24 protein-coding genes are annotated in these 23,108 nt (G+C 43.3%); 16 read left to right on the top strand and 8 right to left on the bottom strand.

What is annotated here, in order from left to right:
• Positions 1-29 precede the first annotated feature (29 nt).
• The 9 genes from BFP75_RS01085 to BFP75_RS01045 all read left to right on the top strand — a co-directional run bounded on the left by BFP75_RS01085 (position 30) and on the right by BFP75_RS01045 (position 8,891).
• Positions 30-926 (top strand): restriction endonuclease, encoded by an 897-nt coding sequence (locus BFP75_RS01085; RefSeq protein ID WP_099542825.1) that lies wholly within the window; start codon positions 30-32, stop codon positions 924-926.
• A gap of 2 nt (positions 927-928) precedes the next feature.
• Positions 929-1,252 carry an HNH endonuclease gene (locus BFP75_RS01080; protein ID WP_099542824.1) on the top strand — a complete coding sequence of 108 codons (324 nt, stop codon included), beginning with the start codon at positions 929-931 and terminating at the stop codon, positions 1,250-1,252.
• 86 nt (positions 1,253-1,338) lie between these two features.
• A complete protein-coding gene (locus BFP75_RS01075) occupies positions 1,339-1,743 on the top strand; it encodes a DUF3592 domain-containing protein (protein WP_165776512.1) in 405 nt (134 codons plus the stop codon).
• 94 nt (positions 1,744-1,837) lie between these two features.
• Positions 1,838-3,229: an alpha/beta hydrolase family protein gene (locus BFP75_RS01070; protein ID WP_099542822.1), complete on the top strand. Its 1,392-nt coding sequence runs from the start codon at positions 1,838-1,840 to the stop codon at positions 3,227-3,229.
• Complete coding sequence (locus BFP75_RS01065; protein ID WP_099542821.1) at positions 3,226-4,338, top strand: NAD(P)/FAD-dependent oxidoreductase; 1,113 nt, start codon at positions 3,226-3,228, stop codon at positions 4,336-4,338. The genes BFP75_RS01070 and BFP75_RS01065 overlap by 4 nt, the downstream gene beginning before the upstream one ends.
• 403 nt (positions 4,339-4,741) lie before the next feature.
• The gene (locus BFP75_RS01060) at positions 4,742-5,341 is read left to right on the top strand and encodes a hypothetical protein (RefSeq protein ID WP_099542820.1); all 600 of its coding nucleotides are present in this window, start codon (positions 4,742-4,744) and stop codon (positions 5,339-5,341) included.
• Positions 5,319-5,780, top strand: a complete 462-nt coding sequence (locus BFP75_RS01055) for a GreA/GreB family elongation factor (RefSeq protein ID WP_240531656.1) — start codon at positions 5,319-5,321, stop codon at positions 5,778-5,780. Before BFP75_RS01060 ends, BFP75_RS01055 begins: the two co-directional genes overlap by 23 nt.
• A 59-nt stretch (positions 5,781-5,839) precedes the next feature.
• The gene (locus tag BFP75_RS01050; RefSeq protein WP_099542818.1) at positions 5,840-7,561 is read left to right on the top strand and encodes an IlvD/Edd family dehydratase; all 1,722 of its coding nucleotides are present in this window, start codon (positions 5,840-5,842) and stop codon (positions 7,559-7,561) included.
• Position 7,562: 1 nt separating this feature from the next.
• On the top strand, positions 7,563-8,891 hold the full coding sequence (locus BFP75_RS01045; protein ID WP_099542817.1) for a GntP family permease: 1,329 nt from the start codon (positions 7,563-7,565) through the stop codon (positions 8,889-8,891).
• 42 nt (positions 8,892-8,933) lie between these two features.
• On the opposite strand, the gene arfB is transcribed toward BFP75_RS01045, so the two are convergent.
• The 7 genes from arfB to BFP75_RS01010 form a co-directional block, all read right to left on the bottom strand.
• Complete coding sequence (arfB, locus tag BFP75_RS01040) at positions 8,934-9,335, bottom strand: alternative ribosome rescue aminoacyl-tRNA hydrolase ArfB (protein ID WP_099542814.1); 402 nt, start codon at positions 9,333-9,335, stop codon at positions 8,934-8,936.
• Between the two features lie 305 nt (positions 9,336-9,640).
• Positions 9,641-10,630, bottom strand: a complete 990-nt coding sequence (locus BFP75_RS01035; RefSeq protein WP_099542921.1) for an ABC transporter ATP-binding protein — start codon at positions 10,628-10,630, stop codon at positions 9,641-9,643.
• A 180-nt stretch (positions 10,631-10,810) separates the two neighbouring features.
• Positions 10,811-12,967 carry a prolyl oligopeptidase family serine peptidase gene (locus BFP75_RS01030; RefSeq protein ID WP_099542920.1) on the bottom strand — a complete coding sequence of 719 codons (2,157 nt, stop codon included), beginning with the start codon at positions 12,965-12,967 and terminating at the stop codon, positions 10,811-10,813.
• 89 nt (positions 12,968-13,056) lie between these two features.
• Entirely contained in the window at positions 13,057-14,046 is a 990-nt protein-coding gene (locus BFP75_RS01025) for an aspartate-semialdehyde dehydrogenase (protein ID WP_099542919.1), read from the bottom strand.
• A gap of 278 nt (positions 14,047-14,324) precedes the next feature.
• Positions 14,325-14,732, bottom strand: a complete 408-nt coding sequence (gene mscL, locus BFP75_RS01020) for a large conductance mechanosensitive channel protein MscL (RefSeq protein ID WP_099542812.1) — start codon at positions 14,730-14,732, stop codon at positions 14,325-14,327.
• Positions 14,733-14,810: 78 nt separating this feature from the next.
• Positions 14,811-15,917 carry an alanine racemase gene (gene alr, locus BFP75_RS01015; RefSeq protein ID WP_099542809.1) on the bottom strand — a complete coding sequence of 369 codons (1,107 nt, stop codon included), beginning with the start codon at positions 15,915-15,917 and terminating at the stop codon, positions 14,811-14,813.
• Positions 15,910-16,554 carry a thymidine kinase gene (locus BFP75_RS01010; protein ID WP_099542806.1) on the bottom strand — a complete coding sequence of 215 codons (645 nt, stop codon included), beginning with the start codon at positions 16,552-16,554 and terminating at the stop codon, positions 15,910-15,912. Before BFP75_RS01010 ends, alr begins: the two co-directional genes overlap by 8 nt.
• 106 nt (positions 16,555-16,660) lie before the next feature.
• On the opposite strand from BFP75_RS01010, the gene BFP75_RS01005 reads away from it, so the two are divergent.
• From BFP75_RS01005 to BFP75_RS00995, 3 genes are all read left to right on the top strand, one after another.
• On the top strand, positions 16,661-17,344 hold the full coding sequence (locus BFP75_RS01005) for a hypothetical protein (protein ID WP_099542804.1): 684 nt from the start codon (positions 16,661-16,663) through the stop codon (positions 17,342-17,344).
• 61 nt (positions 17,345-17,405) lie between these two features.
• Complete coding sequence (gene rsmI, locus BFP75_RS01000; protein WP_099542801.1) at positions 17,406-18,077, top strand: 16S rRNA (cytidine(1402)-2'-O)-methyltransferase; 672 nt, start codon at positions 17,406-17,408, stop codon at positions 18,075-18,077.
• A 37-nt stretch (positions 18,078-18,114) separates the two neighbouring features.
• Entirely contained in the window at positions 18,115-19,242 is a 1,128-nt protein-coding gene (locus BFP75_RS00995) for a DUF819 family protein (RefSeq protein ID WP_099542799.1), read from the top strand.
• Positions 19,243-19,488: 246 nt separating this feature from the next.
• Here the strand turns inward: BFP75_RS00995 and BFP75_RS00990 are convergent, their stop codons facing one another.
• On the bottom strand, positions 19,489-20,091 hold the full coding sequence (locus tag BFP75_RS00990; protein WP_099542797.1) for a carboxymuconolactone decarboxylase family protein: 603 nt from the start codon (positions 20,089-20,091) through the stop codon (positions 19,489-19,491).
• Positions 20,092-20,149: 58 nt separating this feature from the next.
• Here BFP75_RS00990 and BFP75_RS00985 point away from each other — a divergent pair, with 58 nt between their 5' ends.
• From BFP75_RS00985 to BFP75_RS00970, 4 genes are read left to right on the top strand one after another with little or no spacing between them, the layout of a single operon-like run.
• Positions 20,150-20,578 carry an OsmC family protein gene (locus tag BFP75_RS00985; protein WP_099542918.1) on the top strand — a complete coding sequence of 143 codons (429 nt, stop codon included), beginning with the start codon at positions 20,150-20,152 and terminating at the stop codon, positions 20,576-20,578.
• A gap of 42 nt (positions 20,579-20,620) precedes the next feature.
• On the top strand, positions 20,621-20,977 hold the full coding sequence (locus tag BFP75_RS00980) for a four helix bundle protein (RefSeq protein ID WP_099542794.1): 357 nt from the start codon (positions 20,621-20,623) through the stop codon (positions 20,975-20,977).
• Between the two features lie 49 nt (positions 20,978-21,026).
• A complete protein-coding gene (gene recJ, locus BFP75_RS00975) occupies positions 21,027-22,715 on the top strand; it encodes a single-stranded-DNA-specific exonuclease RecJ (RefSeq protein WP_099542792.1) in 1,689 nt (562 codons plus the stop codon).
• Positions 22,712-23,107, top strand: coding sequence for a VOC family protein (locus tag BFP75_RS00970; protein WP_099542789.1), 396 nt, complete (start codon positions 22,712-22,714; stop codon positions 23,105-23,107). The genes recJ and BFP75_RS00970 overlap by 4 nt, the downstream gene beginning before the upstream one ends.
• Position 23,108: the final 1 nt, after the last annotated feature.

The raw sequence follows: 23,108 nt of genomic DNA, 5'->3' as shown, positions 1-23,108 counted from the left end.
ATTGTAATCCACTTTTATAAGTTTTGAATATGGAACTACCAAAATATCATGAAACCTTTATTCCAATTCTAGAGATATTAAGTTCCGTCAATTCACTAAAAAGCCGTGAATTAGCATCAAGGGTACGTGATACGTATTATTCTTATTTACCTGTAGAACTACTTAATCAAAAGACTAGTTCTGGCGCTAATGTTCTTCTCGATAGAATCTTATGGGGCAAATCATATTTGAAGATGGCCAAATTTGTTTCTTATCCTCAACGTGGGTATGTTCAAATAACTGAAAAAGGGAAATCTAGACTTGCCAAAGGTAATTTACCATTGCATGACCTTCAGAATGATAAAGATTTTATAAATCACCGAGAGTCTGTAAAAAGCGAAAAAGAAAACGATATTGAACTTGATAATGTCAATGTAGAGAATGCCTCTCCTCAAGACTTAATTGATTCTGGGTTTTCTTCAATTGAAACAGAAGTAAAAACCAATCTTTTAGAAAGGCTTAAAGAAATTGACCCATATTATTTTGAGAAAGTAATACTTATACTTTTAAAAAAAATGGGGTATGGAGATTTCGTTGAAACTACTAAATCAAATGATGGTGGTATTGATGGAATAATAAATGAAGATAAATTAGGCCTTGAAAAAATTTATACCCAAGCAAAACGCTACAATGAAAATAAAATAAGAGAAAAGGATATAAGAAATTTCATTGGTGCCATGAGTGGTGATACAAGTAAAGGTGTATTCATAACAACTTCCACTTTTGATAATTCTGCAATTAAAAAAGCAAGAGAAGCTCACCATTCGATAATTCTAATTGACGGAGCAAAGTTGGTTGACCTAATGCACCAATATAATGTTGGAGTTCAGGTCAAAACGGTTTATGAAGTAAAAGAAATTGATAACGATTTTTTTGAAGAAGATTAGTAATGGCAAATCGTTGGGGAATACCGAAAGATGTTGAGGACTTCGTTAAGCAAAGAGATAAAAATTGTGTTTATTGTGGTCAGGAATTTTTTGGGCAACCTGTATCAAGGAAACATAAACCATCTTGGGAACATATTGAAAATGATATCAGAATTACCGGAACAGATAATATTTCCCTATGTTGCATATCCTGTAATGCAAGTAAGGGAGCCAAGCTTTTGGAAGAATGGTTTCAAAGTGATTATTGCAAGCGAAATAATATTAACGAGGATTCAGTAGCAATGGTAGTAAAAGAGGCAGTTAAGAAACCGCCAGAATTAAAATAAACATCTATAACTAATCTTTTACCGATGGAAGTTATCGGAAAGGCACTTCTAACCATTACTTTAACTCTTGTTAAATCAAAATGAAAATGATTGAATATTTGTACGCTAGTCTGCTATTGATTTCAGGTGTACTCATCTATTTTGCCTTTAAACAATACAATGTTTCTAAAGAATTGATGGCCGATGGAATTAAAACCAATGCCACCGTCATTGATTTACTAAGAGTTAGTAGTGATGACGGGTACACCTATAAACCTGTTTTTGAATATTATGACAGAGGGAATAATAGGGTCACCTTTGAAAGCGAGGTAAGTTCCAATCCAGCCCCGTACAAGGTAGGGGATAAGGTTAAAATAGTTTACTCTAAGACTAGTGATCACAGAAGAATCATATCATTTTGGGGCTTGTATCGATGGACGATAATTCTTCTATCTTTGGCTTCTCCTCTATTAATTATTGGAGGGGGTTATATATTATATTCAAAATGGTAGAATATTTTGTTCGCCTTGTAAAAGTTATAGGATGCTAAATATCATTTATTAATCACTTCAAACATATATCTTTAATCAAGAAGTTGATGCATCTATGAAAACCCTCCCTTTACTTTTAATTTTATTCCTTTCGGCACTCACATTAAATGCCCAAGACATTACCGGCGACTGGCATGGGGTTTTAAAAGTACAGGGCATACAGCTAAGGTTGGTTTTTCATATTCAAGATGAGGGGGAGGGCTATACCGCTACTATGGACAGCCCCGATCAGGGAGCCAAGGGTATTCCGGTAACGTCCACTTCTTTTGAAAGTTCGGTTTTAAAAATAGGAATGCCCAATTTGGGCGTTGTCTATGAGGGCACTTTAAACGCAGCGGGCACCATCACCGGCGACTTTAACCAATATGGGCAAATCATGCCCTTGGAACTGAGCCGGGAAGTTGTACAAAAAGAAACGGTGCTGAGACCCCAAGAACCTGTAAAGCCTTATCCCTATTACACGGAGGAAGTCACGTTTACTAACGAAAAAGCGAATATTGAGCTAGCAGGGACCTTGAGTCTGCCACTAGAAGAGGGTGTTTTTCCCGTAGTGGTCTTGATCAGTGGGAGCGGCCCCCAAAACCGGGACGAGGAATTGCTAGGGCATCGGCCTTTTTTGGTCTTGGCAGATTACCTCACCCGTAACGGTATTGCCGTCCTTCGCTATGACGACCGCGGTACGGCCCTGTCCACAGGAAATTTTGAATCGGCCACCAGTGAAGATTTTGCGGAAGATGTGGAAGCTGCCGTGGCCTATTTACGAACGCGAACGGAAATCGATAAAAACAACATCGGACTTATTGGCCACAGCGAAGGGGGTATGATCGCGCCCATGGTGGCGAGTCGGGATAAGGACATCGCCTTTATTGTGCTCATGGCTGGTGTAGGGATTCCGGGTGATGAGTTGCTGTTATTGCAGCAACGGGCCGTGGGGAAGATTTCGGGTCTCAGCGAATCTATGTTAACGGACGTTGAAACGGCCAACAGGACCGTATTTGCAATGATAAAGGAATCCACAGACCTGACGCAGTTAAGTTCAGACCTTACCCAATATCTTAAGGAACATCCGGGGCCGAGCAAACCCCCTGGGGTTGATGTAGATACGTATGCCCAATTGAGGGTAGACCAATTGCTCAACCCCTGGTGGTTGCATTTTATCCGCTATGACCCGGCGGGTACGCTTGGGGAAGTAGTGTGTCCCGTGTTGGCCATCAACGGGGAAAAGGATGTACAGGTGCCTCCCAAAGAAAACCTTACCGCCATCCAAGAAGCTTTGGAGCGTGGCGGGAACACCGAAGTGACCACTAAAGAACTTCCGAAGTTGAATCATCTTTTTCAGGAAAGCACCACAGGTTCCCCTGCCGAATACGGGCAGATTTCCCAAACCTTGGCCCCGGAAGCACTTGATACGATGCTGTTATGGATCCAAAAACAGGCGGGCTCATGAACCTAAGCTATTGGGAACGAAAATCCTGGTTTTCCGAGGTGGATTTCGCCATCATCGGGAGCGGAATAGTCGGCCTTACCTGTGCGTTGCGACTTCGGGAAAAACATCCCAAATCTAATATTCTGGTGTTGGAACGGGGCGTTTTGCCCCAAGGCGCCAGCACAAAAAATGCGGGGTTTGCTTGTTTCGGCAGTATCTCGGAAATCTTGTCCGACCTAAAATCCCACACTGAGGCCGAACTGCTAGGTTTGGTGGAACAACGCTATTTGGGCATTCAGTCCCTTCGGGAACTCTTGGGCGATGAAAACATTGGGTATTACAACTATGGAGGGCATGAGGTCTTTTTGGAAAGGGACAGGACCCTGTATGAAAGTTGCGTGGATGGCATGGATGCTGTCAACCATTTGCTAAAACCTGTTTTTAAGGAGGCTCCTTTTCAGTTGACCAAGAATACCTTTGGGTTTAAGGGCATACGGGACAACTACATCACCCATCGTTTTGAGGGGCAAATCGATACCGGAAAGATGATGCGATCGCTGTTGCAGAAAGCGCAAAATTCGGGGATTCAAATCTTGAATGCCACAGAGGTCACCCAAATAGAAGACTTGGGTACTTCGGTTTTGATGAAGTGTACCGATTTTGAGTTCAAAACCAGAAAACTTTTGGTCGCCACGAATGGCTTTGCCCAACAATTAATAAAAGAGGAAGTACAACCCGCCCGCGCCCAGGTCATTATCACAAAACCAATTCCCGGACTAAAAATAAAGGGAACCTTCCATTTGGATGAGGGCTATTACTACTTCCGGAACATCGATGACAGAATCCTCTTTGGCGGGGGCAGAAATTTGGATTTCAACACGGAGGAAACCACGGAATTTGGTTCTACTGCCATAGTGCAAAATAAATTGAAGGAGCTATTACAAACCGTGATTTTACCCGATCAGGACGTTGAAATCGACTACGGGTGGAGCGGTATCATGGGCGTGGGGCCCCAAAAGCGACCCATCATCAAACACCTCTCGGAAAACGTGGCCTGCGGCGTCCGTCTGGGCGGTATGGGCATCGCCATTGGAACCTCTGTGGGAAGGCAATTGGGTGACCTGTTTTAAGTAATGTGAGTTCTACATAGGAAGTAATTATCAATTGTACTCATGATATTCCTGTAATTGTCTGGTCGAGCTGTCATATCGAGCGGAGTCGAGATGCGAGACCTTCTCCAACATGCCATTTTATTAGGACTTCTCGACTGCCCTTCGACTACGCTCAGGACAGGCTTTTCGAAGTGACATTAGTCGTCTTTTTTAAATTAAACCCTAAATTATCAGTTTGCTATCCAACTTAAATGAAAATAAAACTACCGTTCAACTATTTTTAATCCATCTTATCCACAAGCCTTACTTGGCGCAGGAATTCTTTTTATATTGCACGTTCCCGTTTCCGGGAATAAAGTGCCCCAAGCCTTTATAATGTCTTCCTACCTTTTTGCTTTTTTTAAAAAGAGAACTCCGTTATATGGGAAGAAGCTTCCTTTTTACAGTACTTTTTGCAGGTCTGTTTTCGTCCTGTGCGGTGAACCAGACTAAATATCAGGATAGATATAATGAGATTTGGCGGGAGATGATTCAATCCCAAGCTTGGATGGAATCGTTAAAAGGCAAAGATGCTGAGGTGCCCGTGGGGCTGTATGCCAGTTTGGATGACGATGAGGTTTTGGATGACGAATCTACCGCAAATTACGAAATGGCTTTCGAGGATCAATACATATCGCTCGTTTCTAGGGCCTATTTTAAGATCATTACGGAAGCCGAGAAGCTGGATGCCCGTATTACAGCGGAACATACACAGATACAGAACCACCCTGAAAGTGTTTCCAAGAAGGATCGGGAGGAAGCGGAACGGAAGTTTCAGGCGCATAGGGCCATGCTGAGCGGTTTGCGCTCCTGGAAAATCTTTAGCGAAGAGCGTTCGGGCGACCTGGATTATTTTAAAAGGGAAAACAGGGAAGCCATCCAAAAAATGGTACAGGAAGGCAAAGGTTCGGACCAAATGATTAACTTCCTGATCTACAAATTAGCCGATTTATATCACGTTGAAGAAGCATCAGCAAATTAAAAAACAGGCCTACGAACACTGCAGGGAATTTGTATCCAATCGTATGTCCAGAATATCCAAACAAATCCAGGAAGTTCAGGAATCCTTGACCTCGGAGACCAAAAGCAGTGCCGGGGACAAGCATGAAACGGGTAGGGCCATGGTTCAGTTGGAACGAGAAAAACTGGGCAATCAACTGGCCGAATGTGAAAAAATGCAGGAATTGCTCCATAGGGTACGGCCGGATTTCCAGAATTCCAAGGGAGGCTTGGGGGCCTTGGTAGAAACTGAAGATCGGTATTACTATATAGCAATTTCGGCAGGAGCGATTACTACTGAAGGTGTTCCTATTTACTGCATTTCACCCGCAACACCTATAGGCAAATTGTTGCTGGGAAAAACTGCCGGGGAAACTTTTTTATTTAACGGGAACGCTTTTTCCGTTTTATCGATATCCTAAATAATCCGTGGATTTTTTACCTATCTTGACACCAAATTAATATTTGTTGCGACTTTCCTATGGATAAAAAGAAAAAGCTTCGAAGTTCTGAATGGTTTGGGGATGATGGTAAAATGGGATTTGTACACCGTTCTTGGTTGAGAAACCAAGGATATCCCGATGATTATTTTGAAGGTAGGCCCGTTATAGGGATTTGCAACACCTGGTCTGAACTTACCCCCTGTAATGGACACCTTCGTGATTTCGCCGAAGTGGTCAAAAAAGGCATTTTAGAAGCGGGAGGCGTACCTATGGAGTTTCCCGTCATGTCCCTGGGGGAAACCATAATGAAGCCTACGACCATGTTGTTCCGAAACCTGGCGAGCATGGACACGGAGGAATCCATTAGGGCCAATCCGTTGGATGGCATTGTTTTATTGACGGGTTGTGATAAAACCACTCCTTCGACGATTATGGGGGCGTGTAGTGTGGATCTTCCTACGCTTGTAGTGCCGGGCGGACCTATGTTAAGCGGACGTTTTCGCGGAGAAAAGGTAGGTTCCGGATCCATGAATTGGATGATCAAGGAACGGCAGGAAAACCAAGGGTATTCCGCAGCCGATATTCGCGAAGCCGAAGTCTGTGTAGCACGGAGTATCGGCCACTGTAACACAATGGGAACGGCATCGACCATGGCTACCATGACCGAAGCCTTGGGATTGACGCTTCCGGGGTATTCCTCCATTCCTGCAGCGGATTCCAGAAAGAAAATGTACGCACAACTTTCCGGGCGTAGGATCGTGGAGATGGTAAAAGAGGATTTGACGATGTCCAAAGTCTTGACGCGCAATGCCTTTGAAAACGCTATCATCGTCAATGCGGCCGTGGGAGGTTCTACGAACCTGATCATTCACCTCACCGCCATAGCCCGTAGGATCGGGGTCGATTTAAAATTGGAGGATTTTGATACCATTGGAAGTAAGATTCCTTTGTTGGTGAATATGAAGCCTTCCGGAAAATATTTGATGGAGGATTTCTATTATGCTGGAGGTCTTCCCGTGGTGATGAAGGAATTAACGCCACTTTTGCATAAAGAAACCATAACTATCAACGGAAAGGCCTTGACGGCCAATTATAACGATGCGGTCTGTTATGATACGGATGTCATTGCGAAGCTTGAAAAACCTTTTCAGGAGAAATCGGGCATCGCCGTACTCAAGGGAAATCTTTGTGAAAAAGGGGCTGTTATCAAACCTTCGGCTGCTTTGCCCAAACTGATGAAACATCGGGGGAAGGCCGTTGTCTTTGAAACGATGGAAGACTACCACGAACGCATAGACGACCCTAATTTGGATATCGACGAGAACAGCGTCATTGTTTTAAAAGGGGTAGGTCCTAAAGGCTATCCAGGAATGCCGGAAGTGGGTAATGTGGATTTGCCCAAAAAATTGTTGGCCAAGGGCATTACGGATATGGTCCGTATCTCCGATGGCCGAATGAGCGGTACCGCAGCCGGAACCGTAGTCCTTCACGTTTCACCGGAATCAACGGTGGGCGGTACCTTGGCCGTTGTACAGAACGGGGATTGGATAGAACTCGACGTAAACAAAAGAACCTTGCATTTGGATATTGATCAGGCCGAGCTGGACAAACGAAAAAAAGCTTGGATACCACCGAAACCTGTGGCAGATAGGGGGTACGTGAAAATGTATATTGACCATGTAGAACAAGCCGATCAAGGGGCCGATTTGGACTTTTTGGTCGGAGGCTCAGGGTCCAAAGTAGAACGGGATTTACACTGATATGGTACTGATTTACTTGCTTCTGGCCATTGTGGCCATCATTTTTCTCACCACCCGTTTGAAGGTCCATGCCTTTATGGCCCTGTTGATCGTTTCCTTGGCCTACGGTCTATTTTCCGGCATGTCCTATTCAGATATTATTACATCTATAAACGACGGTTTTGGAGGTACATTGGGCAAAATTGGTCTGATCATTGTTCTTGGCGTTATCATCGGTGCCTTTTTGGAAAATACGGGAGGCGCCTTTGCCATTGCGGAAAAGGTCTTGAAGTTTATCGGTAAGAAACGGATCATTACCGCCATGGGGGTTTTGGGCTATATTGTTTCCATTCCGGTTTTTGCGGATAGTGGATTTCTCTTGTTGCATCCATTGTCCAAAAGCTTGTCCAAAAAAGCAAAGATTTCCATTGCCGGTCCTGCCATTGCCCTGGGATTGGGTCTTATGGCATCGCATACCATGGTGCCGCCAACACCGGGACCCATTGCTGCGGCAGGAATTTTGGGGGCCGATTTGGGCTTGGTCATTGCCTTTGGCTTTCCGGTAAGTATCATTGCCTTGATTGCAGGGCTCGTTTTTGCGTCGAAGTATGCCTCCAAAACCTATATTGAACCCGAGTTGATCGGGGGTGCGGATTCCGAAAGGATGTACAAGGAACAGCCAAGTGCCCTAAAATCGTCCATTCCCATCATTATTCCTATTTTGCTCATTGTCTTACGCTCTATACTCAACCCGGAGCGAACAGGTATTGACAATGGATTTGTGGACTTCCTAAATTTTGTCGGAGAGCCGGTTATTGCTTTATTGATTGGTGTGTTTTTATGTCTGTTGTTGCCTAAAAAGCTGGAATACGATATGGTTTCTTCCTCTGGATGGATCGGAAAAGCCATTATGGACGCCGCTTCCATTATCCTAATTACAGGTGCCGGCGGAATTTTTGGAAAAATTCTTCAGAACTCCGGTATTGCGGAAACCTTGGGAGATTTATTGAGCGGTTATAATCTGGGTATTTTTCTTCCCTTTGTTATTGCCGCTGCCATAAAATCGGCGCAGGGATCTTCCACCGTAGCGTTGGTGACCTCCGCCTCCATCATTTTTCCTATGATGTCGTCCTTGGGCTTTGAGACGGAAATACAAAAAGCGTTGTTGGTGATCGTTATAGGTGCAGGATCGGCCGTAGTGTCCCACGCCAATGATAGTTTTTTCTGGGTGGTTACCCAAATGAGCGGGATGAACGTAAAAAATGGCTATCGATTATTCAGTTTGGGAAGCGGGATACTGGGTTTTACCGGGGCGCTGGCCGTTTTTGTTTTGTATACGCTGTTTGCGTAACATCCAATAAGACCGCTTCTTCAATGGGATAGAGCTGATTTTCTATAATTCCGGTTTACCCCGATTGGCTTTTTTGAGCGAGGCAATCTTCTTGCCCTTCAATCGTTTTTCAATGGCCGATTTTGAAGGTTTACTGGCCTTTCTTTTCTTGGGGATGGTCAAGGCAGCTTCCAGGATTCCAAAAAATCGCTGGATGACCAAATCCTTGTTCTTATGCTGACTTCTGGATTCATCACATTGTAGGAGTATGTTTCCTTCCTTGGTAAGTTTGGAACCTAGTTTCCTCAAGATTCGGGCTTTTTCGGTATCTGAAAGTCCTTCAGACGTGTGCAAATCAAAGGTAAGTTCCACCTTGGAAGAAACTTTATTGGCATGCTGCCCACCGGGCCCACTACTTCTTATGGCCTTAAACTCAAGTTCCCTTAAAATAATCTCCTTGTTCAAAACTGCTTTTGAACAAAGGTACTATATCCTAATCTATTGGATTAATTGATGAAAATGGGAATCAACAATAGGGAAAAAACTACGATAGTCAGAATTAGGTGAAATCTTTTCATGTGTAATTATTTATTGATTTTTATTGGTCAGTTGAAATTTGCCAATAAACATGTCTTTGGTTACAAAGATTTGTTTTGGCTCATTTCATGGTTGTAAAAAATATAATTTACCCACTAACGTAAGGGGTTAGGGTTTAGTTTATTAGAAACTATCTTTTTTTTAAATATTAGATGAACTGTGCTAATTTCCGGTTATGGAGAGGGTGGCTGCTGCAATCGTTGATTGATGGTTTCCAGGGACACATTAAGAAACACCTGTTTGCCTTTTTGTATTTCTTGGGGCGCATGAAAAAACAACGCTTCCCCTTCTTCCGTATCTCCCTGTATCAAATAGTAGGCGCCCATGGGGTAGGCCTCCTTTACGTTTACTGGAATCCCCGAGTTTTCTGAAACCCGGAACTCATGGGCGTATACGATGATTTTCCGTTTGGTATTGGCATAGGATTTCAGGACATCAATGGATATATTGTTTGCTTCGCCAAATAAGGAAGCTATATAAAGACTTTTTGGGTTTTTATATAGGTCCAAGGGTTTTCCTTTCGCCAAAACGGTTTTATCCTTGAGCACTACCGCCCTGTCCGTAAATGGTAGCACATCCTGATAATCATGGGTGGCCACAATACAGGTGATACCGTTTTCCCTTAAGTATTTAAAGATGTTTCTTCTGAGGCCATTCTTTAGAAAATTGTCGATATGGCTAAAGGGCTCGTCTAGAAGGAGTATTTCTGGTTTTTGGGCCAAAACCCTTGCCAATGCGACCCGTTGCTGTTGTCCACCACTTAGTTTTTTCACCTTGGTATCGGCAAAATCCGTAAGTTGGATCATCTCCAATAGTTCTTGGGTACGTTCCTTTAGTTCCTTGGGATAAAAAACGGAAAGGTATTCGCTAATATTCTCCGATACGGAGGTGAATGGCATCAAATCAAAATCTTGGGACAGGTATTTCATAAATGGTGCGCCTGGCACCAAATTGTAGGCAGGTCCCAGAACAGGTTCATCTTCCCAAAAGATCTGGCCCTGTTCCAAATCCATCAGGCCATATATAATTTTTAAAAGGGTGCTTTTCCCACACCCGCTCTCGCCTATGAGGGCCACATGCTCCCCTCGTTGGATACGAAGGTCGATATCTTCCAAAACGGAAGCCTTTTCATAACTAAAGGAAACGTTTTCTATGCGAAGCATGATGCAATATTTTAAATCGGAATTATAAAAAATCCGCCCTAAAATAAAACGGATTTTCTCTTTTTTTATTGGCACCGCCAAAGGGTTTAATACTCCGAGGCTTGCCTCGAAATTAAAAATTTGTTTCCTGCGAATGCCTCGTGGGCTTGCCCCGAGGTAGTTTACTGATACTACAATCCGTTACTCCTTGAATTCCTTTAAAACGGATTGATTGGGCAATTCCTCAAACCCCATATTAAAGAGGGTAAACCCAAAAATATCGGCGTATTGTTCAATGGTCTTGCTTACCGGAGTTCCAGCACCGTGACCGGCATTTGTCTCGATTCGGATTAGGGTTGGGTGGTCCCCAGCCTGTTTTTCCTGAAGTTCCGCCGCGAACTTAAAGCTGTGTGCAGGTACTACACGGTCATCATGATCCCCTGTTGTTACCAAAGTAGCGGGATAGGCCGTTCCTTCCTTCACATTATGTACCGGGGAATAACCCTTTAGGTAGTTGAACATTTCCACGTCATCCTCAGCCGTACCATAATCATAGGCCCACCCTGCACCGGCAGTAAAGGTATGGTAGCGTAGCATATCCATCACACCAACGGCAGGCAAGGCTACCTGCATCAAATCCGGTCTTTGGGTCATTGTTGCGCCCACCAACAATCCGCCATTGGACCCTCCACGGATGGCCAAATACTCCTTGGAAGTGTATTTATTCCCAATCAAATATTCCGCAGCTGCGATAAAGTCGTCAAACACGTTCTGCTTTTTGGTCTTGATACCCGCATTATGCCATTTTTTACCATATTCCCCACCACCTCTAAGATTGGGAACGGCATAGACACCCCGTTGCTCCATCCAAACAGCGTTAACGATACTGAATGAAGGGGTAAGGCTTACGTTAAAACCCCCATACCCATATAGAATCGTAGGATTTTTTCCGTTTAACTCCACGCCCTTTTTGTAAGTGATGATCATGGGTATTTTAGTACCATCCTTGGAAGGATAGAATACTTGTTTGGATTCGTAATCATTAGGATCGAAATCAATGTCCGGTTTCCAATACATCTCGTATTCCCCGGTTTCCACGTTGTATTTATAGGAAGAACCCGGAGTATTATAATTGGTAAAGGAAAAATAGAATTCCTTTTCATCCTTTTTGCCTCCAAAACCACTAGCACTTCCTACGCCGGGAAGCTGTACCTCGCGCACCAAGTTTCCATCGTAATCGTACTGAAAAACCTTGGAAATGGCATCTACCATATACTCGGCAAAGAAGTAACCGCCTCTGGAATTGGGGCTTAATACATTTTCAGTTTCGGGAATAAAATCCGTCCAATTCTCCGAGGATGGATTTTTGGCATCCGCCGTGACGATTTTTTGGTTAGGGGCGTTTCTATTGGTTACAATATAAAGTTTGGACCCTACATTTTCAAGGATGTAATTATCGGATTCCGTATCGTCCACAATGGGTATTAAAAGTCCGTTGGGGTCCTGTAAATCGCGAATAAACAATTTGTTTCCGGAGGTGGAAATGGACGCGGAAATGACGAGATACTTCTCGTCCTCCGTAACACTGGCCCCCACATAGCGGTGCTTTTCTGTAGGGATGCCTCCAAAAACCAATTCGTCTTGTGATTGCGGGGTTCCCAACGTATGGTAGTATACTTTATGCTGGTCCGTTTTAGCGGAAAGCTCGCTGCCTTCGGGCTTATCGTAACTGGAATAATAAAATCCGTCGTTCCCTTTCCAGGAAATACCGCTGAACTTGATATCGACCAAAGTGTCCTCAACAACCTCCTTGGTTTCCGTATTCAACACGATGGCCTTGCGCCAATCGCTTCCCCCTTCGGAAATTAGGTAGGCGGCCATGGATCCGTCCTTGGTAAATTCCAAACCGGCCAAGGAGGTGGTGCCGTCCTCTGAAAAGGTATTGGGATCTAGGAACACCTCGGCTTCGGCGTCCCCTTTTTTCCTATAGACCACATATTGGTTCTGTAGGCCATTGTTTTTATAAAAATAGGTATAGTCACCTTCCTTGAAAGGGGCACTTACTTTTTCATAGTTCCAAAGTTTTTCCAACCGTTTTTTTAGGTCGTTTCTGTACGGGATGTTTTCCAAATAACCAAAGGTCGTCTCGTTCTGTTTTTTGACCCAACCTTCGGTTTCTGGGCTTCGGTCATCCTCGAGCCAACGGAAGGGGTCTTTTACTTCGGTTCCAAAATAGGTGTCTACGGTATCGACTTTGGCAGTTTCTGGATAGTTCACAACAATCGGTTCTTTTTTGGTTTCTGTCTTGCAGGCCAGCAAAGCTAGGGCAACGCAGGAAAAGAAAAGGATCTTTCGCATGGTTTTTAAAATTAGTCGGACTAAAAATACCACAAAAAAACCTCCAAAACGGGCGTGTTTTGAAGGTTTTAACATTCTTTATGGTGGGTTTAAACCAAGCCTTTTTCCACTAAATATTCCGCAATTTGAACCGCATTCGTCGCAGCGCCCTTTCTTAGGTTGTCCGCAACGACCCACATATTTAAAGTGTTGCGATTTGTTTCGTCCCTACGGATTCTTCCCACGAAGACCTCATCTTTATCGTGTGCATAAATTGGCATAGGATAGGTGTTGGTATCTGGATTGTCCTGTACCGTAACCCCGGGCGTATCGTTTAGAATTTGTCTTACTTCATTGAGGTCAAAATCATTGTGGAATTCCACATTGACCGATTCCGAATGCCCACCCGAAGTAGGGATCCTTACGGCCGTGGCCGTGACCGAAAATGTTCTGTCGTCCAATATTTTTTGGGGCTCGCGTGCCAGTTTCATTTCTTCTTTGGTATAACCGTTTTCAAGGAAGACATCGCAATGCGGCAATGCATTTCTGCCGATGGGATACGGGTAGGCCATTTCACCAGGTACTCCGACAATTTCATTTTCCAACTGTTTGACGGCCTTGAGCCCGGTTCCGGAAACCGATTGATACGTGGATACAATGACCCTTCTCATTTTATATTTTTTATGAAGCGGGGCAAGGGCCATCACCAATTGTATGGTAGAGCAATTTGGGTTGGCAATGATTTTATCGTTGGCCGTCAATACATCGGCATTGATTTCTGGAACGACCAATTTCTTATCTGGGTCCATGCGCCAAGCGGATGAATTGTCCACAACGGTAGTTCCGGCCTCCGCGAACTTTGGGGCCCATTCCAGGGAAGTGTCACCCCCTGCCGAAAATATGGCGATGTCCGGTTTTGCCGCAACGGCTTCGGCCAATCCAATGACCGTATATTCCTGACCCCTGTAGGAGAGCTTTTTGCCCACGGAGCGTTCCGAGGCTACCAACATTAGTTCACTAATAGGAAAATTACGTTCTGCCAATACTTTTAGCATCACCTCACCTACCATTCCCGTGGCACCCACTAAAGCTACCTTCATACTTGTATGATTTTGAATTTCTGGCGCAAAAATAGGTAATACCTTAAGTTGGGCAAGGGAATTTGCCATTAATAATTAAAATATAACAAAAAGTTACAGAAACAACATTCTGTGTAAAACCTAAAATTTTAGAAATTCTATTTACGAAGGCTCTTAAACGTTGGAGCATTTTTAATCCTGAATATCGAAAAAAAAATACCGCCAAACTGCTAGCGAAGCAATGTTGGCGGTTTTTAAAGTTAGACTGCGGTGCAGCGGTATATCCTTAAAACGGATAATTACTTTTTTAAGGCATCCCTAATTTCCGTAAGCAACTCCTCGGCCGTTGGGCCCTTTGGTGCTTCTGGAGCGGGCTCCTCTTTCTTTTTGGTTTTATTATAGGCCTTAACCATCATAAACAATACAAAGCCTACGGTAATCAAGTTGATTATGGCGTTGACCCATTTACCGTACATAATTGCATTTTCAGGTTTTGTTACAGTCCCATCTGCGCCTACAACGGCTTCGTCCAATACAACTTTCATATCGGCGAAGTCCAGTCCACCCGCAAAATGACCTACTATAGGCATCATTATATCGGAGACAAATCCATTGACAACAAGACCAACGGCCACGGCCAGAATTACCGCAACTGCCAAGTCAATGACATTTCCGGTCATAATAAAATTCTTAAATTCTTTAAGCATGATTTAGTGTTTTATTGGTTTATAGGGATGCAATGTAAGATAAAATAATTCTTAATAAAATGTGAAATAAATCATTTTTTAATAAGAATAAACTCTTTTTACCCTTTGTGAAATACCTGTAATCAATTCATAGGAAATGGTACCCGCGGTTTTTGCCACTTCATGTGCCGATAGCTGAGGTCCGAATAAAATTACCTCATCCCCTTCCTTGCAGGGGATATTCGTAATATCCACCATAATCATATCCATACAGACATTTCCAATGATGGGCGCCATTTGGCCATTGACCAACACCAAGGTTTTGCCTTTTCCGTATTGTCTTCCAATACCATCTGCATGGCCAATGGGCAAGGTGGCTGTTACCCTAGGTTTACTGGAGATAAAGGCCCGGTTATAGCCTACACTTTCATATGGGTCCAGTTTATGTATTTGGGAAACAATGGTTTTTAAGCTAGCGATAGGCTTCAATTTTGTATCAAACTTGGGGTCATTTCCATAACCGTACAATCCTATGCCACTACGAACCATATAATACTGGGATTCCGTATAATTAAGGATTCCGGAAGTGTTTAGGATATGTCGTATAGGTTGTATTTTAAGTTGATTGGATACTTCCGTACTGATTTTCTCAAACAGCGCAATTTGGTTCCTGGTGAACACTTCTTCTTTAGGGTCTTCCGTAGCGGCTAAATGGGAAAATAGGGAAACAATTTCCAAAGTATCCTGATTTTCCAATAGCTCCAAAAGGGATTTAAGGTCCTTTTCTCCAAATCCCAATCGGTTCAATCCGGTATTGAACTTGATATGAACAGGATACGGAGCGCTTTCTTTCTGCTCCAAGACCGAAATGAACTGCTTTAGGACCCCAAAAGAATAAATACTTGGTTCCAACTGGTACGCGATAAGCGTCTCAAAATTAACGGCCTGCGGGTGGAGTACCAAAATCGGTTTCGTAATCCCCGCTTTACGCAGGGCAACGCCCTCTTTTACATAGGCCACAGCAAAATAATCCGTACCCAACTCCTGTAATTTCAATGCGATTTGGTCCGCATCGTTGCCATAGGCAAAGGCCTTCACCACGGACAAAAATTTCGTTTCCGGTTTTAATTGGGAGCGCAAAAAACGATAATTATGTTCCAGCGACTTCAAGTCTATTTCCAGAACGGTCTCTTGGGCCTTAGGCATTCGGTTTTTTATTAGAATTTTTAATTTCCTCTGAATCCACCTGCATATGCCTCACTTTTTCCTTGAGCATGGCCTTATAAAAGGCACCACGGCTTAAGGGTTCATATTCGTTTGTTTCGCCTAACAGAACAAGCTTGTCGTTGTTGGATTTACGAAAACTGTAATGGGCCAAATTGCCCGTTCTCGTACAGATGGCGTGTACTTTGGTCACATATTCGGCCGTGGCCATAAGTGCCGGCATTGGGCCAAACGGGTTTCCCTTAAAATCCATGTCCAATCCGGCAACGATTACCCGAATGCCTTTATTGGCAAGGTCGTTGCAAACCGTTACGATCTCATCGTCAAAAAACTGTGCCTCGTCAATACCAATCACATCACAGGTGTCAGCCAAAATACGAATGTTGGCGGCGGCTGGCACCGGGGTAGACCTAATTTCGTTGGCATCGTGGGAAACCACCATGTCGTCATCATACCGCGTATCTACCATGGGCTTAAAAATCTCTACTTTCAACTTGGCGAACTGGGCCCTTTTTAGCCTGCGTATCAATTCCTCGGTTTTACCCGAAAACATGGAGCCGGCAATGACCTCGATCCAGCCGAATTGTTCTTGGTGATTAACGGTGTTTTCGAGAAACATTTTGTATTTTTAAACGAAAATAAGAGGTTTTTCCGTTCTATTCATAGAATCTTAAAGTTATTAAAAAAAGGCGCGGGATTAGCGCGGAATAACCTAATTTGTAGTTATGAAGGAAAAATTAAGGGAAGATCTTATCAGAATGTCCACGGACATTATTACTTCCAGGGAGGTTAAGGACATCACGGGTTTGTATGAGGCCGCCAAAAAGCTTTACGAGAAAATTGCAGTACTTAAGTTTATCGAGGAGGAACTGAACGATATTCAAGTAGACGTTTCAAAAAACGTTATTGCGGAAAAGTTTGAAAAAATGGCCAAGGCAGTGATGAGTGCCAATACCTCTGTTCCTGAAAGTAACCCACATGAGGAAGACATCATGACTCCAGGGATGGATACCATAAAAGATATGGTTTCTGAAATGCCCAACTCAGATAGCTTGGAAGAGGTGCTAACGGAGTTTATGGCCAGACCTGACCTGATGAAGAACGATAAAGAACTGTTTATGCCCCCCGCAAGCACCAAGAAACAGGATATACCTAAATCCTTGAACGATAGTTTGGTAACCAAGGAGCTCAAAGTGGACTTGAACAGCAAGCTTGGGTTTATAAAGCATCTTTTCCATGGAAGTACGGAGGACTACAATAGGGTATTGTCCCAATTGAGTACTATAGACAGCCATGAGCGATCGATTTCCTTCATTAAAAATATGGTAAAGCCAGATTATGATAATTGGGAAGGAAAGGAAGAATATGAAATACGTTTTATGGAACTGATAGAACGCAGATTTTCATAAATACGGAATTTATTTATTGAAGAGGCCCAACACTTGGTGTTGGGTCTTTAATTTTGGGACTATGGGAAAACTATATATTGTGCCAACTCCCATTGGCAACTTGGAGGATATTACCCTAAGGGCCATTCGGGTTTTAAAGGAGGTTGACTTGGTTTTGGCCGAAGATACCCGTACCAGTGGAAAGCTTTTACAGCATCTTGGGGTTTCCACGCCCATGCAAAGTCATCACATGCACAATGAGCACAAAACGGTAACAGCGATCGTTAACAGATTAAAGGGAGAGGATTCCATTGCCTTGATTTCCGATGCCGGCACCCCGGCCATTTCGGACCCCGGTTTTTTATTGACCAGGGCTTGTATAGAAGCCCATGTGGAAGTGGATTGTCTTCCAGGAGCAACGGCCTTTGTACCTGCTTTGGTGAATAGTGGCTTGCCCAATGACAAGTTTGTTTTTGAAGGCTTTTTACCGGTCAAAAAGGGAAGACAAACTCGATTGACCCTTTTGGCCGAGGAACCACGTACCCTTATTTTTTATGAATCCCCACATAAACTCCAAAAGACATTGACCAATTTTGTGGAATACTTTGGGGCGGATAGGCCGGTTTCCGTATCCCGGGAACTTACTAAAATGTACGAGGAAACGGTGAGGGGAACAGCGGAAGAAGTTCTAAAACATTATACCGAAAAGCCTCCAAAGGGAGAAATAGTGATTGTGGTGGGGGGTAGAAAATAATCATATAATACATAAAAATTTAGCTTAAATTGAACCCATGTGGGCACCATGGGTTATTTCCGGTTTAACCGTAATTGCAGTCTATTTTTTGGACCGATGGGAAAATAGGCATATAAAATCCTTGTTCGATTGGGTTCCTGCCATTTTGCTAGCCTACATTATCCCAGCCGTTATTTCGTATATCTTCAACGTAGACTATTCCCAGGCCGATATCCATGACTTTAGTAGGGATTATTTCATTCCCTTGGCCATCATCGCCGTGATGAGTAGTTTGTCCTTGGGACAGTTGAAGTCCATAGGCTATAAGCCAATATTGGTTTTTCTAGCGGGCTCCTTTTTCATTGCCATTTTCCCGATAGTCTTTATGTTACTTTTTTCTGAAACCGACTTGATTTCAAAGACCTTGGTAACGGAAAACTATTGGATGGGCATACCGCCCATCGTGGGTAGCTGGATCGGGGGAAGTACGAGTCAGCTCGTATTGAAGGAATTGGTAGAATGCCCGGAGAATATCTTTTTGACCGTTCTTGTGATGGATAATATTCTAGTGAACGTTTGGACAATTCTCATGTTCCAAACCATTAAAAAAAGCGATTGGTTAAATAAGTGGTTTCGGGTATCGGATGTTGCCATTCCTGAAGATATCCGTTTGGAAAAGGGAAGCAAATGGAACCCATGGTTATGTGCCTTGGTGCTGTTAATCATTGTGGTTGTAAACAATTACCTTATTGACAGCTTCATTGTAAAAGTGGTGCTACTTTCCTTTATAGGGTTGGCGTTGAGCAATTTTATACTGAAATGGAACTATAGATTCGCCCTAAAGGCGGGGGGAATCTTGATTATCGTGGTGATGGCGGTATTGGGATTGAAATTACAGATTGCCACGCTAGGTTTTAATCTTCCTTTTTTCGGTTTTTTATGCGTGTGGCTTTTGGGTCATTTTATTATTATGGTCCTGGTGGCCAAAGCATTGAACGTGAATATGGCCTGGGTGCCCATTGCCAGTATGGCCAACGTAGGGGGTATCGCCACGGCGCCCGCTGTTACGGCCGCCTATAACCTTAAGTGGATGCCCCATGCCATTGTATTGGCCATTTTAAGTATGGCCACGGGCACCTTTTGGGGGATGTTGACAATTTGGTTGTTTAAGAGGTTTGTGGTGTAATTTGGGAACCTTCGATTTATAGATAGACTTGTCGATTGCCTTTATCAGTGGATTCACTTATTAGTAATATTTATGAAAAGCTAATAGAAGAGACAGAAAATCCATATCTTTTACCAACAACCAACAACCAACAACCAACAACCAACAACCAACAACCAACAACCAACAACCAACAACCAACAACCAACAACCAACAACCAACAACCAACAACCAACAACCAACAACCAACAACCAACAACCAACAACTAATACCTTGACCCATCGTGCTTACCCTTTTCCCAACCGTGTTTTCCCAAATATTGGTCAGCACTATCCACGGCTCCATCCTCAATGGAGGTTCCCATGGAATCGTTCCATCGGTTGAGGTAGCCAAACAGGGAAATCACCCCTAGCATTTCCACAATTTCGCCTTCGTCCCAATATTTGTAAAGTCGTTCTTTTATTTTGGCATCCACGGCATTGGGTACTTGGGAGGCTTGCAGTGAAAAATCCAATGCGGCCCGTTCTGCATCGGAGAAAGCGGAATGGGTACGGTATTCCCATATATTGTCTAGTTGTTCCTGTTCTGCGCCATAACGTTCGGCGGCCCTAATGGCATGGGCCTGACAATACCTGCAACCTGTGGCATTGCTGCTGACCCATGCAATCATCCGTTTTAGGGCAGAAGTGACCCTGCCTTCATTCGCCATCACCGCTTTATTGAGGTTTATGAAGGCTTTTGATATCGCAGGCCGGTGCTGCATGGTCAATACGGAATTAGGGCAAAACCCCAAGGTTTCATTGAAGAATTCGGCCAATTTTTTTGTTTCGGGGTCGTGGTTGGGGTCTAAGGGATTTACAAGTGCCATAGGCTATTTTTTGGAGGTTAATTATGGTATTTTTGTATTCCACAAGAAACAAAAAATTATGGGTACAACAAATCACATCACCACCAAATGGTTGGGAAACATGGCCTTTGAGAGCAATAATCCCTCAGGGCAAACTATACGGATAGATATCGCCAAGGAAGACGGCGGCGATGGTAGTGGGGTAAGACCCAAGGCGCTGATGCTATCCGGATTGGCCGGGTGTTCGGGCCTGGATGTTGCCGCACTTATCAAAAAAATGAAACTGGAGGTAATCGATTTTCACATCGAAACCATCGCCAACCTTACTGACGAACATCCCAAATACTATGACAAGGTCGTTATTGAATACCATTTTCACGGCCCTAACCTTGATGAGAAAAAACTACAACGCGCGGTAGATCTTTCGGTGGAGAAATATTGTGGGGTAATGGAGATGTTCCGGAGGTTTGCTGTATTGGATATTAAAACTATATTTCACCATAGTTGAATATCAAGTGCAAGATTCAAGTTCAAGCTCAACTGAATTTACATGAATCCCGATAAAAAGTTTGATTTGGAAGATAGACTTGTATGTTTTGCGGCGGATATCGTTTTCTTCTGCAAAGATATGCCCTCAGATATGACAGGTCAATATTATGGTAACCAACTGTTGAGATCTGGTGGTAGTTCTGCATTGAATTTTGGCGAAGCACAGGGAACAAACTCAGATAAAGATTATATCGACAAAGTATCGATTACTCTAAAGGAATTGAAGGAATCCCGAGTTAATTTAAAAATCTTGGACAGGGTGAAATACGGAGACAACTCCATGAGGAGTAAATTGTTGAACGAAGTAGAGCAACTTGTAAGAATTATTGCTACTATTATCAAGAACAAAAAACAATAACAAGACCCTATTGAACTTAATATTTGAGTTTGAACTTGAGCTTAAGAAAATGCGCTGGAGAATAAAACCAAAACCCGAACAATCTAAAATCGACTCTTTAGCCGAGGCTTTGGGGGTGGATGATATTGTCGCACATTTATTGCTTCAGCGCGGAATCTCCACGTTTGAGGAGGCCAAAAAATTTTTCCGCCCGCAATTGGAGGATTTGCACGATCCTTTTTTGATGAAGGATATGGACTTGGCCGTGGCCCGAATAGAAAACGCCATTTCCGAAAACGAGAATATTCTAATTTATGGGGATTATGATGTGGACGGAACAACGGCTGTGGCGCTTGTCTCTTCCTATCTACTTTCCTACTATCCAAATGTGGCCACCTATATTCCCGATAGATACGATGAGGGTTACGGGGTTTCTTATAAGGGCATCGACTTTGCCGAGGATAACGGATTCTCCTTGATCATTGCCTTGGATTGTGGCATCAAGGCGATTGAGAAGGTTGAATATGCCTCCAAAAAAGGAATCGATTTTATCATCTGTGACCACCACAGACCAGATTCGGTTTTACCCCCTGCGGTTGCGGTATTGGATCCCAAAAGGGAGGACTGTACCTACCCTTATGATGAACTTTGTGGCTGCGGGGTAGGATTTAAACTTGTACAGGCTTTAGGTTCCCAACGAGGTGAAACTATAGATGATTTAGCGTATTATCTTGATTTAGTGGCTACTGCGATTGGTGCCGATATCGTACCGATAACTGGAGAGAATCGGATTTTGGCATTTTATGGCCTACAGGTTATCAACCAAAACCCACGGGAGGGTTTTAAGGCCATTATTCAACATCTAAACAAATCGACACTTACCATTACCGATGTCGTATTCATCATTGCCCCTAGAATCAATGCCGCCGGTAGAATGGAGCATGGCCAACATGCCGTAAACCTTCTTACCGAAACGGATATTTCCAAGGCGAGCAAATTTGCTTCGGAAATAGAAAAGTATAATTCCGATAGAAAAGGTTTGGACCAGGAAATTACCCAGGAAGCCATTCTTCAGATTCAGAACAACAAGGAGGAAGACCGGTTCACATCAGTGGTCTTTCAAGAGCATTGGCACAAAGGGGTTATTGGAATTGTAGCTTCCCGATTGACAGAAACCTATTATAGACCTACGTTGGTCTTTACCAAGAGTGGTAATAAATTGGCTGCATCAGCCCGATCGGTTAAAGGTTTCGATGTGTACAATGCCTTGGAAAGCTGTTCTGATTGTATCGAGCAATTCGGTGGTCATAAATATGCTGCAGGTCTTACCCTATTAGAGGAACAATACGAGGCTTTTAAGGAACAGTTTGAGCGAGTGGTCAAGAATAGTATAGATCCCACCTTATTAACGCCGGAAATCTTGGTCGATACCATTATTGAATTAAAGGACATCACACCTAAACTCATGCGCATTTTAAAACAGTTTGCGCCATTTGGCCCTGGAAACATGGCACCCGTTTTTATGGGTGAAAAATTAACGGACACAGGATATGCGAGAACAGTAGGACAGGAAGGGGCACATTTAAAGGTTTCGGTGACGCAAGAGGATAGTTATAAGATTGATGGGATCGGTTTTAATTTGGGGGATAAACTTTCAAAAGTTACCGGTAGAAGACCTTTTAATGCGGTATTTTCCATCGATGAAAACGAGTGGCAGGGAAATATTAGTTTACAACTTAAACTTCGTGATATTCAATGAGGATAGAACATTTGGCCATTTGGGTAATGGATCTTGAGCGTATGCGAAATTTTTATGAGGATTTTTTCGGTGCTACTTCTGGGAGCAAATATGTCAATGAAAGAAAGGGCTTTTCATCCTATTTTTTGAGTTTTCATGGCGGTCCAAGATTGGAGTTAATGCATCGACCTGATGTATCTGAGAAAATATTGAAACACGATGTGACAGAGGAATCCTTAGGGTTGATACACTTTGCGATTTCCGTTGGTTCCAAGGAAAAAGTGGATAGCCTTACCGAACATTTGAAACAAACTGGAATACAGGTGCTTGGAGAGCCACGAACTACCGGGGATGGATATTACGAAAGTTTGGTAGTGGACCCAGAAGGAAATAAAATAGAAATTACGGTTTAGG

The sequence above is a fragment of the Maribacter sp. 4G9 genome, assembly GCF_002742265.1.
Lineage (GTDB): Bacteria > Bacteroidota > Bacteroidia > Flavobacteriales > Flavobacteriaceae > Maribacter.
This window is presented reverse-complemented; position numbering and strand designations above follow the sequence as displayed.